Source organism: Mesobacillus maritimus (assembly GCF_044803185.1).
Classification (GTDB): Bacteria; Bacillota; Bacilli; order Bacillales; family Cytobacillaceae; genus Mesobacillus_B; species Mesobacillus_B maritimus_B.
This window is the reverse complement of sequence record NZ_CP085225.1, coordinates 966,960-981,762: the sequence shown is the minus strand read 5'-3', so window position 1 is coordinate 981,762 and position 14,803 is coordinate 966,960. Positions and strand designations below refer to the sequence as shown.

Sequence of the window (14,803 nt, the reverse complement as noted above, 5' to 3'; positions counted from 1 at the left end):
AGGCACTTCGCTTTCCGCGGGCGTGCCGGGGAGCCTCCTCGGCGCTTTGAGCGCCTGGGGGGGCTCCCCTGCCCCGTACTCCCGCAGGAGTCTTCGTGCCTTCCGCTCCAATCAACGTGTGAAAAATCAACAATGTACCTTTACCATAGCCTTCTAAAAAAAACACCCTGAACAAGGTCAGGGTGTTTAAGGGATAGCTAGCCATGTAAAAGATACACTCTTTTACAGTTAAATAGAGCTAACTCATTTACCCACCCTTGCAAATCTCTCTGGACTTCATTAAAAGGTGTTATAGTTTTAGTTGTTTTCAAACTCTTCGTCAGTTACTTTTTCTCTTCCTGGTAACACTATATTTAGAATGACCCCGATAATTGCTGCAAGTGCCATCCCCTCGATAGAAAATGCTTCTGTTACCTTTAATGCGGCCCCACCGATCCCAATAACTAAGATGACGGATGAAATGACCAAGTTTCTATTATTCCCAAAATCGATATTCTGTTCAACCAACATCCGTAATCCACTAGAGGCAATGATTCCGAATAAAAGGATGGAGATTCCTCCAAGTACAGCCGTTGGTATCGTCTGGATTAATGCCATCGCCTTTCCGATAAAGGAGAATAGAATCGCAATCACAGCTGCACCTAAGATGACATATACTGAGTAAACTCTGGTAATTGCGAGAACACCGATGTTTTCACCATAAGTTGTTTTTGGTGGTCCACCCATAAATGCACTGATAAAAGTTCCTAACCCATCTGCTAAAATCGAACGGTGAAGCCCTGGATCTTTAATATAATTTCTGTTCACGATTCTTCCTAGTACTAATTGGTGACCAATATGCTCGGATATTGTTACGAAAACAATCGGCACCATTGCTAGTAAAATGGTTGAGGTAATATTAAACTCATAATGAATGCCTGGAATTAAGAACTCTGGCATCGCAAACCACTTAGCTTCATTGACAGCAGTGAAGTCGACGATTCCGATTAAACTAGAGTAGATATAACCAATAATTAATCCTAACAGGACAGGCATAGCACTTAAGATATTTTTGAAATAAACCGTAAAGATGATTGCTGAGAATAAAGTAACCAGTGCTGCGGAGAAATGCAAGAAATTATACTCTCCATTAACATTCATAGCCATGTCAACTGCTGTTCCCGCAAGGCCTAAACCTATAACCATAATGACCGGTGCGACTACTATTGGCGGTAAAAGCCGCATTAGCCATTTGTACCCCGCTTTCCAGATGATTAATGATACAATTCCGTACGTAATCCCTACTGCGATTGCCCCAATCATCGCATTTCCCGGGTTTTCTCCCCCATTTGATGCGATGATAATCGGTGCGATAAAGGCAAAGGATGAACCTAGATATGCTGGCACTTTAAATTGAGTAATGAAGAGGAAGATGATGGTGGCAATTCCGCTTGTTAAAAGCGCAATTGCGGGACTTAATCCGACTAATTTCGGTACTAATATCGTTGCCCCAAACATAGCGAACATATGCTGAAAGCTTAAGGTGATCCATTGTGGAATCGTTGGTTTATCTAAAATATCTAAAACTGGTCTCGTCATTGGTTTCACATCTCCCTGGTGTAGTAAAAGACCCTCTTTAGTTTACACAAAGAGGGTTTAAGGAAATTGTAAAATGGTTTATTTTACTTTATCCCCTTACAAGCCTCTCTGGACTTTTCTTAAAAGGTATCATTATTTTTCATGAATACTGACTCTGTCGTTTTCATCTACTTCTGTTAATTCTACAACAATCTTTTCTGAGCTTGAAGTTGGGATGTTTTTCCCAACATAATCCGCTCTTACTGGCAGTTCGCGATGCCCTCTGTCTACTAAGACGGCTAACTGCACCGAAGAAGGTCTGCCAATGTCTACTAATGCATCTAGTGCTGCCCTAACCGTTCTACCTGTGTAGAGAACGTCATCTACCAAAATTACTTTTTGATTCGTAATGACGTAAGGAATATCGGAGCCCTTTACTAATGGTTCTTGATCGTCTGTTTTCTTCGTCAAGTCATCACGATAAAGGGTAATGTCTAGCTCACCTACTGCAATTTCTTTCCCTTCTATTTGTTGAATTCGCTCAGCAAGGCGTTCTGCTAAATAAATTCCTCTAGTACGGATCCCCACTAATATACAGCCTTCAATCCCTTTATTTTTCTCGATAATCTCGTGTGCAATCCTTGTTAAGGCTCTGCGAATTGCTTGTTCATCTAGTACTACTGCTTTTTGTGACAAATTCCTACACCCTTTCCATCCTTTTTTAGAACGGTCAAAAACAAAAAATCCTCTCACCTAAGGTGAGAGGATAAACGAATGCGTTTAAAAGTGCAAGCGGGTGCTACCCAACTTACGTTCCGTTCCTTCTCAGCCTCACGGGACTGTCTTAAAGGTCTTATTCAACTAAGCTAATCTTATTAGATGCTCCTCGAATTGTCAACGATTATTTCTTAAATCATCTAGTAGATTCTCGAAATAATCTGGTAGTGGCGCTTCAAATTCCAGGTATTGGCCAGTCCGTGGATGCTCAAACCCTAAGATTCCAGCGTGAAGAGCCTGTCCCCCTAAATCAAGGGTCTTCCTTGGACCATATTTCGGATCCCCTACAAGCGGATATCCAATATATTTCATATGGACACGGATTTGATGAGTTCTCCCAGTTTCAAGCTTACATTCAACAAATGAAAAATCTTTAAACCGTTCCAGAACATTAAAATGAGTAACCGCATGCTTGCCGTTATCAACGACAGCCATACTTTGCCTGTCCTTTTGATCTCTTCCTAGAGGTGCTTCAATGGTGCCATAATCATGTGGAATAACACCATGAACAATTGCCCGATACTTACGCGTCACCGTTTTAGCCACAAGCTGATTCACAAGGCTTTCGTGAGCTAGGTCATTTTTCGCAACCATTAATAGCCCTGATGTGTCCATGTCAATCCGATGAACAATTCCAGGTCTTAACACACCATTAATCCCAGATAAATCCTTACAATGAGCCATTAAACCATTTACAAGGGTACCTGTAAGATGCCCTGGCGCAGGATGAACAACCATTCCCTTTGGTTTATTCACGACTAAAACATCAGCATCTTCATAATAAATATCGAGATCCATTTCTTCGGGGATCACATTCAGTTCTTCCAGGTCCGGAATCTCGATTCCAATCACATCGTTCAAACTACATTTATAATTCGGTTTTACCGGCTTTCCATTTACGACCACTAAGCCATCCTTTATCCATTGCTGAACCTGACTACGTGACCATTCTGCATCCATCGTCGACACAGCTTTATCGATCCGGTCTCCTACTAGACTTTCCTCAATGACTTTTTCCAGTTTTTCCATCTTGGTTCTTTTTCGCCTCTCTCTCTTCCCTTAACATATGAAGCATAATCAATCCAACGCCGATAACAAGAGCAGAGTCAGCGACATTGAAGATAGGGAAATCGTATGTGAAAATATACGTGTTCACAAAATCAACCACTTCTTTCCGGAAGACACGGTCGATAAAGTTTCCCATTGCCCCACCCAGCATAAGGGCTATTGAAATTCCAAATAATTTGTTGTATTTGGCTTCTTTTTCGAGATAATAGACAAGGCCAATCATCACAATGACTGTAATGATATAGAAAAACCACATTTGTCCTTGCAATATCCCCCAAGCAGCCCCACGATTGCGATGAGATGTAATGTACAGTAAATTTTCGATTACTTGGATACTTTCACCCAGCTTCATATAATGCACAACCATCCACTTTGTCAGCTGGTCCAATAATATGATCAATAAAGCGATTATGTAATAAAACACAAAAGTAACCTCCAACTTAAATATGGATTACTTTTGCATTTTAGCACAACGCACGTAAAAACTACAGTGATACTTTTATTGATACTATGAATAGAGCGGTTTTCGGAGGTAAGCCTCCATCATTTTAATATCTTCTTCAGTCCTTGCTGTCGGAACCATTCCAATTAGTCCATCAGGCAGTAACTCACCTGACATTTCACATCGTCCAAAATCTCCAGCTTCCATCTTCGCTAACGCTCGTTCCACATCATCAAGCTCCGCTTTGATATAGAGAAGGATTTGGCTGTTTTTATCTGCGTTTTGTAAACGATTCAGCAGTTCCTCCTTGGTGTGACGGAGCTCTTCATAGATAAAATGATATCGCTTCATATATATCACTGCCTCCGTTCCTGTTTACAAGCTATTATTACCCGTTCTAATCCATTGACTCGGATAAACTTTTGACAAGCAGAACAAGAATTGTCGGAGAAGGAAAATTTTATAAAATGAAGGTTCTCTGTATGAATAAAAAAATTCGCTTTCCACCTCTTTTCCGACGTGATAAACCGTAGATACTCTTGTTATTATAGTAAGCCTTAACCGTTTATCTGTGACAGACTATTTTTCCCAATAAAATTAAGCAGAAGCACCTGAAACATCCAATGTTACCGTTTCTCTGATTTCCTTGCTGTTTGGTCACATTGAACCATCCAATGTGACCGTTCCCTTGATTTCCTTTGCTGTTTGGTCACAATGAACCATCCAATGTGACCGTTTCTCTGTCTTCCTTTGCTGTTTGGTCACATTGAGCCCTCCAATGTGACCGTTTCCCTGATTTCCTTTGATGTTTGGTCACATTGAGCCCTCCAATGTGACCGTTCCCCTGATTTCCTTTGATGTTTGGTCACATTGAACCATCCAATGTGACCGTTCCCCTGATTTCCTTTGATGTTTGGTCACATTGAGCCCTACAGACCGTTTTTCTGAATTCCTTTGTGCTGTTTGGCACATTTTTAACGATAAAAAAGTGCCCCTATTTGGGACACTTTTCTTTTCTTTAGTTATTTCCATAATGTTCTTTTACAACACTGGCACATCTTGGGCATACAGTAGGATATTCCTCTACTTTGCCAACTTCTGGTGTGACAACCCAGCAGCGTTCACATGTTTCACCTTCTGCCTTTGTAACCACAATGGCAGCTTGCTCAAGCTTGATGGATTTTTCTGGTGCATCATTATAACCACCTGCAACCTCAAAATCAGAGACGATGAATAGCTGAGCTAGATCCTCTTCAATAGAATGTAGGAGCTCTTGTGTCTTGCTATTCACATAAAGAGTCACTTTAGCTGTAAGTGATTTACCAATTACTTTTTCGTTTCTTGCTTCCTCTAGGGCTTTAAGAACTTCATCGCGAAGTTTTAAGAAAGCATTCCACTTTGTTTCCAACTGATCAGCATTATGAATTTCTTTGGCTTCAGGTAAATCTGTTAATTGAACACTTTCTTCAGATACAGCCGGAATGAACGACCAAACTTCATCTGCTGTATGTGGAAGAATTGGCGCAACTAGTTTTACAAGAGTCAAGAGACTTTCATGGAGTACAGTTTGAATCGCACGTCGGTCTGGATGATTTGTTGATTCAATATAAAGAATATCTTTAGCAAAATCAAGATAGAACGAACTTAAATCAAGCGTGCAGAAATTATTTACAGCGTGGTATACACCAGCAAATTCATAATTTTCATATGAATGATGAGTGTGCTTGATTAACTTATTCAATTTTACCAGCATAAACTGATCAACTTCACGCAAATCCTCAAATGCTACCGCATCTGTTTCTGGATTAAAATCAGCAAGGTTACCTAGTAAGAATCTAAACGTATTACGGATTTTCCGGTAAACTTCCGCAACCTGTTTTAAGATTGGATCTGATACGCGAACATCAGCTTGATAGTCCACAGAAGCAACCCAGAGACGAAGAATATCTGCTCCAAGCTGATTCATCACTTTCGCTGGAACAACGACATTTCCTAGTGATTTACTCATTTTTCTTCCGTCCCCATCAAGTACGAATCCGTGGCTCAAAATGCCTTTATACGGAGCTTTTCCTGTTACTGCTACTCCAGTAGATAAGGAAGAGTTAAACCAACCACGATATTGGTCAGAACCTTCAAGATAAAGGTCTGCAGGTCGTTCTAAATCATCACGCTCAAGAAGAACGGCTTGATGAGAAGAACCAGAATCAAACCATACATCCATGATATCTGTTTCTTTTGTAAACCCACCATTAGGACTTCCTGGATGTGTAAACCCTGCAGGCAACAAGTCCTTTGCATCCTTCTCAAACCAGATATTTGAACCTTGTTCTCTAAACAGGTCAGAAATATGGTTGATTGTTTCATCGGTGATAATTGGTTCGCCATTTTCCGCATAAAACACTGGAATTGGTACGCCCCATGCACGTTGTCTAGAAATACACCAGTCCCCACGGTCGCGAACCATGTTGTAAAGTCTTGTTTCACCCCAGGCAGGAACAAATTTTGTATCATTGATCGCCTGCAGGAGGTCCCCACGGAAATCTTTAATTGACGCAAACCATTGAGCTGTAGCTCTAAAAATAACTGGTTTTTTCGTTCTCCAGTCATGTGGGTAGGAGTGTGTCATGAAAGAAAGCTTTAGTAATTTTCCAGCTTCCTGAAGCTTTTCTGTGATTGGCTTGTTGGCTTCATCATAAAATAACCCTTCGAAACCTTCAGCCTCTGCTGTCATGCAGCCTTTATCATCCACCGGGCTTAAAACATCAAGACCATATTTTTGCCCAACTAAGAAGTCATCTTCCCCGTGCCCAGGAGCCGTGTGTACACAACCAGTACCAGCATCTGTTGTAACATGCTCACCTAGCATAACAAGAGAATCTCTACCATAAAGCGGATGCTCTGCAACCACCTTCTCCAACTCTTTCCCTTGAACCTTTTGAACAACAGAAGGATTTTCCCAACCAATTTCTTGAGTAACTGTTTCTAGTAACGCTTCCGCAACTAAATATTTCTTGTCGCCAACAGCTACTACAACATAGGTTAATTCAGGGTGAACAGAAATTCCTAGGTTCGCTGGGATGGTCCATGGAGTTGTTGTCCAGATGACAATCTCAACATCTTCCGTCAAGACATTATTTCCAGTTTTCACCTTGAAGCCAACATAAATGGATGGTGACTTTTTATCTTTATACTCAATTTCTGCTTCAGCTAAAGCTGATTCACTAGATGGAGACCAGTATACCGGCTTCAAGCCTTTGTAGATATAGCCTTTTTTCGCCATCTCACCAAATACCTTGATTTGCTGTGCTTCATAAGCCGGTTTTAACGTAATATATGGATTTTCCCAATCACCGCGGACACCGAGTCTTTTGAATTGAGTACGTTGACTGTCAATCTGTTCGTAAGCATATTTTTCACAAAGCTTACGGAACTCGGCTACAGTCATTTCTTTTCTTTTCACACCCTTGTTTGTGAGTGCCTGCTCAATCGGAAGTCCATGCGTATCCCAACCTGGTACATATGGAGATGAAAAACCACTCATTGACTTATAGCGTACAATCATGTCCTTTAAAATTTTATTTAAGGCATGACCGATGTGGATATCCCCATTTGCGTATGGAGGTCCATCATGCAAAATAAAATGTGGGCGTCCTTCTGTCCGTTTCTGCACCATTTCATAAATGTTCATTTCTTCCCATTTTGCTTGTAAATCTGGCTCACGCTTCGGTAAGTTCCCACGCATTGGAAACTCAGTCTTCGGCATCAACAGTGTGTCTTTAAAATCCATCTTTCTTCCTCCTACTATTTTCCATTTTCCTAAAAATGACAAAAAAACCTTCTCATCCCTAGAAGGGACGAGAAGGTTTTCCCGCGGTACCACCCTATTAGACATCCTGAATACACAGACTGTCCGCTTTAGCATTCTTAACGTGAATGATTCGCCTACACTTAATAGCTCACTAGGAACGTTCAGCTTGGAACTATCGGGTGATTTTCCGAATTCTCCCTCATATCAGGCTTCCACCATCCCTGATTCGCTGGATATTGAGTAATGAAGAACTCGTACTGTCCCTGTCATTGTTTCGATCATGAAATGTACTTTTAAGAAATTATATATAACTAAACCAAGAGCGTCAAGCTAGTGAATCTTCTTCTTCCTTAACCGCGGACTTTAGTTCTGTCGAATCAAGCTCGTATTCGAGCAAATGATCCCAATCGTCATTACTAAGCATATCTAGCTGTGCTTCAATTAACATTTTAAAGCGGTTTCTAAATACTTTGGATTGCTTTTTTAGTTCTTCAATTTCAAGTGCAATCTTACGTGCCTTAGACAGCGATTCATTAATTATACGATCGGCATTTTTTTCTGCTTCCTTAATAATTAATTTCGCTTCCTTTTGGGCATTTCGCTTAACTTCTTCGCCGGCTTCTTGAGCAATAACAATCGACTTATTCAAAGTTTCCTCAATTGTTGTGAAGTGGCCAAGACGTGAATTCATATCGCCAAGCTTTTCTTCAAGCTCTTTTTTCTCACGAATAATCATTTCATAATCTTTTATCACTTGATCGAGGAATTCATTGACTTCATCCTCATCATAACCTCGGAAACCTTTGCTAAACTCTTTATTGTGTATATCTAACGGCGTTAAAGGCATGACGCCACCTCCTATTTTGTATATAAACTAGTATGTATAGAGGATAATTCGACAGGATAACAAAAATTCCTGCTAATTTCTACTATATCCTTATTTTTGTTTGCCGGCAATAATCCGCCATTTATCTTTTTTTGTTTTTCCTTCAATTGTCACAATCTTCGTCCGCCCTAATCCACGAACAGAAATGACATCTCCTTCGCCACATTCAAACGCTGGGTTTTCAATTGCCGTCCAATTGACTTTCACTACACCCTGTTGAATATAAATTTGAGATTTTTGCCTCGAGATATTGTATATCGCTGACATAAGGGTATCGAGGCGTAAAGAGGAAGCTGTAGTAGAAACCTCACGCCAATTTACTTCTGGTTGTATGGCATTCTCTAATGCTACCTCCTTAAGAGTGATACCTGCTCTCCCTACACTTTCGAGTTGAAGCCGAACGTAATCGGAAACTTCTGCAGCAGCAAAAAACTGAACCTGATCTTCTTTTAACAATATGTCACCGAATTTCCCGCGTTTTAATCCTAACCCCATGAGACTACCAAGAACCTGACGATGTTCAATCGTAACAAATTTTTTCGCATATTCTAGCTCAAACAAGCTGATTTGAAACTCTTCCTGACTGGCTTCAAAATAATCTGGGTAAATCAAAGCTCTTTGACGTTCCGTCGTTTCTGCTCCACCGAAAAGAGAGCATTTTACCTCTCTTGCTCCAATAATCGTTTTAACAATCTGTTGTTCTCGAGGATCGAGAAAATCCGTTAATTTTGGGGCGTATGTCTGCTCCACATATTCACGCCAGCCAATCACTTGGTCAATGAAATCCCGTTCTTCAGGACGAAAATGTTGATAGATATTCATCGAAATTTCTCCTTTTTAAAACAAAAAGGGTCTACAAGAGACCCTTGAATTAGAACCATCCAAAAAGCTGGATAAGTCCACTTCTTGCAAAATTTAATACTAAAAAAGCAACGATTGGCGAGATATCAATCATGCCAAGCGGTGGAATAAACTTCCGAAAAGGTTCTAAATACGGTTCACAAATACGGGATAGAAATTGGCCAATTGCCGATTCTCGTGCATTCGGAAACCATGACATAAAGATATAAATAATTAACGCCCATTGATATAGGGAGAGTAATTGAAGAATAATCCCTAGTAGAAAATCCATTAAACCCTACCACCTCGATTCTTGTAAATCCCGTTCATGCAAAAGCTCAGATATATTCCCTGATACTTCTACATTGTCCGGTGTACACAAAATTATATTCGCTCCTATTTTTTGAATATCTCCACCAATTGCATAAACAGTGCCACTTAGAAAGTCAACAATTCGTCTAGCTTGATCTTGTTCAATACGCTGAAGATTCACCACAACGGCACGCCTGTTTTTTAAATGGTCTGCAATATCCTGTGCCTCTGCATATACCCTTGGCTCCAATAAGATCACTTTGGACGACTTTTGTACACTCTGAAGACTAACGACATTTTGTTTCTGAGTCGGCTGTTTCACTTGTTGTTGTTGTTTACCCTGTTCCTGGTTTTCTTCAATCATGTCCTCTTCTTTATAGTCATATTCATCTTCAAGAAAGAAATAGTTCTTGAATTTTGACTTTAGACTCATCACTACACCTCCGATTCTTCACCTACTAATGCGGTGCCAATCCTTACTATAGTAGCCCCTTCTTCAATTGCAATTTGATAATCATTGGACATTCCCATTGAAAGTTCACGGCAAGGTGCATAATCTAGGTGTAATTGTTGAACTTCCTGTTGCAGTGTTCTCAATTTCCGAAAACATCTACGTAGCTCGGCCTCATCATCTGTATAAGGGGCCATCGTCATTAGGCCTTCTACCTGAATATGTTCAAACTGCTGTAATTCCTTAATAAAATCAAGCACTGTTTCAGGCTCCATACCATGTTTCGATTCTTCCCCTGAAACATTGACCTGTACAAAGCATTTTACCTTATGATTTGCCCGTTTATCTACTTCTTTTGCCAAAGATAACCTGTCCAATGAATGAAGATAATGAATTTTATCAATTACATTTTTCACTTTACGTGTTTGCATGGATCCAATATAGTGCCAGGTAGGCTTGTCTCCTAAATGATCCCACTTATTCAAGAGTCCTTCATCACGATTTTCTCCCAAATGGAGAATACCTGCATCCACTGCTTCTTGGGCTCTTTCTACACTTACATATTTAGTAACGGCAATAATGGTTACCTCTTCTGGGCTCCGACCTGAGCGTTTACAGGCATCTTCTATGTTAGAGCGAATATGTTTAAGGTTTTCTATAACTCTCATTTAGGAATGAAGCTCCTCCTTCCATCCAATAAAAGCAAGCATCCGACCTGTTTTCCCTTGGTCCCCACGATGCGAATAGAAATAATCACTATCACAGCTAGTACAATAGGATGTTACGGAAATATTCACTTGCTGTACACCAGCTTTTAAAAGAATTTGTTTATTAAGTTCCTTCAAGTCAAGTGAATATTGAACAGTGTTAATTTGATTATATGGTTTTTTTTCGACACCTTCTAGTCCTTTTTCAACTAATTTGATAACTCGCTCATCTACAATATAACATTTTTTGCATATAGAGGGACCAATTATCACAGAAATTGCCGATAGATGACTACCGTTTTGGACAAAAACAGACACCATTTCTTTTGCAATCCCACCAACGCTTCCTTTCCAGCCTGCATGGACCACACCTATAAAACCTTTTTCCTTGTCGATAAAATAGATTGGAACACAATCGGCAAAGCAAAGGGTTAGCATTACCCCTCTATCATCTGTAAAGAAACCGTCTGTTCTTAGAAATGATGTTTCATACCGATCAGAGCCTTTACCCCTATCTGCTTTTGTTACCTTTTGCACTCTGACTTCATGGGTTTGTTCCGCGCCAATCCAACACTCTAGTGGAAACGCTATTTCTTGTGATAGCAATTCACGATTTTTCAGAACAGATAATGAATCATCTCCGACATGGAAGCCAAAGTTTAGTCCTGAGAAATCTCCTTGACTAACACCACCATTTTTCGTAGAGAAACCCGCCAATAATCCAGAATTGTCGTTCATCCATGATTCAATGGCAAAATATTTTGGGCCTGTTATTTTGAATGGTTCCATTTTTCCCCTCACTATAAACAACCACCAAGAAGGGATTCCCCCCTCTGATGGAGTTTTACTAATAGTTTAGCATAAGTAGTACGTTAGCTTGAAACAATACGGTTATTCTGTTACTTCTTCTCCTTCTTTTGTTTCACCATAACCTTTATATCGTACAAGAATAACATCTTCGCCAATTTTTAAAATATTTTGCCACGGTATTATAACCTCTTCATCTTTCCCAAAAAAACCGAGTACCCTCCCTACGCCCCCAATGATAACTGATTCAATTTTACCAGTATCAAGGTTGATTTCAATATCATCTATATTTCCTAGCCGTTTCCCATCTGAGACATTCACAACATCTTTTATTTGGAACTCTGAAACCTTTAACATCCTGATTCCTCCCTGCCCTCTCTTATTAAAATATATGAAAGCAAGGAGGTCATTCATGCTAGCTTTCCTTAATATAAAATAAAAAGCCGCCTAAAATGGCAGCCTTTTTCCCATATCGAAAACAGTTTGTTAGTTTTGGATATTTTTATTCATTTGTTTAATAGCAGCTTTTTCGAGCCTTGAAACCTGTGCCTGAGATATTCCAATCTCCTCAGCAACTTCCATCTGCGTTTTCCCTTGGAAAAATCGTTTTCTCAAAATCAATTTTTCACGTTCATTCAAACGACGCATCCCTTCTTTAAGGGCAATTTCTTCAATCCAATTTATATCCTTGTTCCGCTCATCACTTAGCTGGTCCATGACATAGATTGGGTCGCCTCCGTCATTATAGATGGGCTCAAATAATGATACAGGGTCTTGAATGGCATCCAAAGCAAAGACAATTTCCTCATGAGGGACATCAAGTACTTTGGAAATTTCCTCAGCTGTAGGCTCTCTTAACCTTTCACTCATAAGCTTTTCTCTAACCTGTAGTGCTTTATAGGCGATATCTCGGAGTGAGCGTGAAACTCGAATTGGGTTATTATCACGTAGATATCTCCTAATTTCCCCGATAATCATTGGAACAGCATAAGTTGAAAACTTAACATTTTGGCCTAAATCAAAATTATCTATTGATTTCATAAGTCCAATACAGCCCACCTGGAATAGATCGTCTACAAATTCTCCACGGTTGTTAAAGCGCTGTATGACACTCAACACTAGCCGTAGGTTTCCATTTACAAGCTTCTCCCTTGCTGTTAAATCACCATTTTGCATCTGTTTGAAAAGTTCACGCATTTCTTCATTTTTCAAAACTGGCAACTTTGAAGTATCCACACCGCAAATTTCTACTTTGTTTCGAGTCAATCTTTTTCCCTCCTTACAGGAGCTGCTGTACAAAATTCAGTATCTCCGCAGGAAGGAAAAATATGCACATGACAGTTGGACTAACTTTCCCTAAAAAGGAAAATATCCCCTGAAAACCTTTGCAGTCATGGATTTAGGCACTAAAAAATTTTTACACCATCTTATTAAATTCTTTTCGTAGCCTTTTAATAATTCTTTTTTCTAGTCTAGAAATATAGGACTGGGAAATTCCTAACATATCGGCAACATCTTTCTGAGTCTTCTCCTCACCACTTCCAAGCCCAAAACGAAGTTCCATGATTTGTTTCTCGCGGTCCGATAACTGCTCTAATGCCTTAATCAATAGCTTTTTATCCACATTGGATTCCAGATCCTTCGTGATAATATCATCATCCGTTCCAAGAACATCAGATAGGAGCAATTCATTTCCATCCCAATCGATATTCAAAGGTTCATCAAAGGAAACTTCGGAACGAATTTTATTGTTTCTGCGTAGGTACATTAGAATTTCATTCTCGATACAGCGGGAAGCGTATGTAGCGAGTTTAATCTTTTTTTCAGGATTGAACGTATTTACAGCCTTAATGAGACCAATCGTTCCAATGGAAATTAAATCCTCAATGTTAATGCCCGTGTTTTCAAACTTCCTTGCAATGTAAACGACGAGTCTTAAATTTCTTTCGATCAGAATTGACCTTGCCACTTTATCTCCATTAGGTAATTTTTTTAATAACAGTTCTTCTTCATCTTTATTCAAAGGAGGAGGCAGAGCTTCACTACCGCCGATATAATAAACTTCATCTGTTTTTAGCCCTAGTTTGTGTAAGAACTTATACCAGTAATAGGATAAGCGCAGCCTTAAACTTTTCATGAATTGTCCTCCTTCTAATTTTTGTTTTTTTGAGTATAGTATTATTAACTTACCATTACACCTGTTTCCTGAGTTGCTGCTCCCGTAAGCATTTTCGGGTGAACAATACAATCAAAGTTGTCATCAGAGGATAGCTTTTGGGCCGTAAAACTAATGAGCGCCTTATCCACAATAAACGTATCTTTCTCGCTCTGAATTTTAAGTAACTCCGGCTTAAGCGCAATAATCAGCTGATGCTCTTGGCCAACAACCTTGCAGGGGATAATCTTCATCCTACTTTCAAACTCAGCAGGCATATTTACTTCCCCAGTCAAAATTAAATCAGGGTTCTCAGCCACCCTTTTAATCTCTTCCGGAAATTCAGCTGGCAAGGACTCTATCGATACAATCATGACAGGCTTTCGCGAAATAGGATCATATAATTGATTCCCACTATCAACTAGCCCTTTAAGCCGAATATCTACTCCATTAAACTCCACAAATACATCAACAATCTGATCATACTGAATTTTAGCCATTTCAATTCCTTCTAAATTGGTTTTAGAAAAATGCCAAGCCAGCGGAAAGCCCAAGAGAACAAATAACCAACTTATTGGGTCTCCGAACCCCTTGATACTTGCTAAGGCTACAGAAGTAGATAAATTGAAATCAAACTGGATAAAATAATGGGTCCCAATTATGGCCCCACCGATTAAAAAGGTCATCATATAAAATGTCATAAGACATTTTAGAAAAGAACGAAGCTTTTTAAATCCGAAAACAATCAGAACCATCATGATTGAAAAAGCAAGTTTGACTACTGGATGTCCAGTATACTCAAACGGAGTTAGCATGAGTAATATTAATAGTGATCCCATTAAGCCACCTAGAAACACCCTCCAGAGATTCACCCTTCTCTTCAATATGAGAGCAGTTAAATAAAGGAGAAGGGCATCAAAACACAAATTCAAGGCCCAAATCACATCGAGATAGACAGTCAAAACCCTACCCTCCCAGAACACCCATACTTTC

At 39.7% G+C, this 14,803-nt stretch carries 16 protein-coding genes and 1 other annotated feature; all 16 genes read right to left on the bottom strand.

The genetic code is table 11. From position 1 onward, the window contains the following. Window positions 1–297: 297 nt before the first annotated feature. Window positions 298–1,578 carry a solute carrier family 23 protein gene (locus tag LG336_RS04845; protein WP_404331442.1) on the bottom strand — a complete coding sequence of 427 codons (1,281 nt, stop codon included), beginning with the start codon at window positions 1,576–1,578 and terminating at the stop codon, window positions 298–300. Between the two features lie 132 nt (window positions 1,579–1,710). Further along, entirely contained in the window at window positions 1,711–2,253 is a 543-nt protein-coding gene (gene pyrR, locus LG336_RS04840; protein WP_404331441.1) for a bifunctional pyr operon transcriptional regulator/uracil phosphoribosyltransferase PyrR, read from the bottom strand. 198 nt (window positions 2,254–2,451) lie between these two features. After that, window positions 2,452–3,363 (bottom strand): RluA family pseudouridine synthase, encoded by a 912-nt coding sequence (locus LG336_RS04835; protein WP_404331440.1) that lies wholly within the window; start codon window positions 3,361–3,363, stop codon window positions 2,452–2,454. Then, window positions 3,338–3,826 carry a signal peptidase II gene (gene lspA, locus LG336_RS04830; protein WP_404331439.1) on the bottom strand — a complete coding sequence of 163 codons (489 nt, stop codon included), beginning with the start codon at window positions 3,824–3,826 and terminating at the stop codon, window positions 3,338–3,340. Before lspA ends, LG336_RS04835 begins: the two co-directional genes overlap by 26 nt. 84 nt (window positions 3,827–3,910) lie before the next feature. Beyond that, on the bottom strand, window positions 3,911–4,195 hold the full coding sequence (locus LG336_RS04825; RefSeq protein ID WP_404331438.1) for a hypothetical protein: 285 nt from the start codon (window positions 4,193–4,195) through the stop codon (window positions 3,911–3,913). 667 nt (window positions 4,196–4,862) lie between these two features. Beyond that, window positions 4,863–7,631, bottom strand: a complete 2,769-nt coding sequence (ileS, locus tag LG336_RS04820; protein WP_404331437.1) for an isoleucine--tRNA ligase — start codon at window positions 7,629–7,631, stop codon at window positions 4,863–4,865. Between the two features lie 60 nt (window positions 7,632–7,691). Then, window positions 7,692–7,931: a binding site (T-box leader), on the bottom strand. Between the two features lie 46 nt (window positions 7,932–7,977). After that, window positions 7,978–8,499, bottom strand: a complete 522-nt coding sequence (locus LG336_RS04815; RefSeq protein ID WP_404331436.1) for a DivIVA domain-containing protein — start codon at window positions 8,497–8,499, stop codon at window positions 7,978–7,980. 90 nt (window positions 8,500–8,589) lie between these two features. Further along, the gene (locus LG336_RS04810) at window positions 8,590–9,360 is read right to left on the bottom strand and encodes an RNA-binding protein (protein ID WP_404331435.1); all 771 of its coding nucleotides are present in this window, start codon (window positions 9,358–9,360) and stop codon (window positions 8,590–8,592) included. A gap of 49 nt (window positions 9,361–9,409) precedes the next feature. Continuing rightward, window positions 9,410–9,670 (bottom strand): YggT family protein, encoded by a 261-nt coding sequence (locus LG336_RS04805; protein ID WP_404331434.1) that lies wholly within the window; start codon window positions 9,668–9,670, stop codon window positions 9,410–9,412. A 6-nt stretch (window positions 9,671–9,676) separates the two neighbouring features. Continuing rightward, window positions 9,677–10,123, bottom strand: coding sequence for a cell division protein SepF (locus tag LG336_RS04800; protein ID WP_404331433.1), 447 nt, complete (start codon window positions 10,121–10,123; stop codon window positions 9,677–9,679). A 2-nt stretch (window positions 10,124–10,125) separates the two neighbouring features. Beyond that, entirely contained in the window at window positions 10,126–10,809 is a 684-nt protein-coding gene (locus LG336_RS04795) for a YggS family pyridoxal phosphate-dependent enzyme (RefSeq protein ID WP_404331432.1), read from the bottom strand. Beyond that, window positions 10,810–11,637 carry a peptidoglycan editing factor PgeF gene (gene pgeF, locus LG336_RS04790; RefSeq protein WP_404331431.1) on the bottom strand — a complete coding sequence of 276 codons (828 nt, stop codon included), beginning with the start codon at window positions 11,635–11,637 and terminating at the stop codon, window positions 10,810–10,812. 102 nt (window positions 11,638–11,739) lie between these two features. Beyond that, on the bottom strand, window positions 11,740–12,012 hold the full coding sequence (locus LG336_RS04785) for a YlmC/YmxH family sporulation protein (protein ID WP_404331430.1): 273 nt from the start codon (window positions 12,010–12,012) through the stop codon (window positions 11,740–11,742). Between the two features lie 129 nt (window positions 12,013–12,141). After that, window positions 12,142–12,921, bottom strand: coding sequence for an RNA polymerase sporulation sigma factor SigG (gene sigG, locus LG336_RS04780; RefSeq protein ID WP_404331429.1), 780 nt, complete (start codon window positions 12,919–12,921; stop codon window positions 12,142–12,144). Window positions 12,922–13,072: 151 nt separating this feature from the next. Further along, window positions 13,073–13,792: an RNA polymerase sporulation sigma factor SigE gene (sigE, locus tag LG336_RS04775; protein ID WP_404331428.1), complete on the bottom strand. Its 720-nt coding sequence runs from the start codon at window positions 13,790–13,792 to the stop codon at window positions 13,073–13,075. Between the two features lie 44 nt (window positions 13,793–13,836). Continuing rightward, window positions 13,837–14,772 carry a sigma-E processing peptidase SpoIIGA gene (gene spoIIGA / locus LG336_RS04770; RefSeq protein ID WP_404331427.1) on the bottom strand — a complete coding sequence of 312 codons (936 nt, stop codon included), beginning with the start codon at window positions 14,770–14,772 and terminating at the stop codon, window positions 13,837–13,839. Window positions 14,773–14,803: the final 31 nt, after the last annotated feature.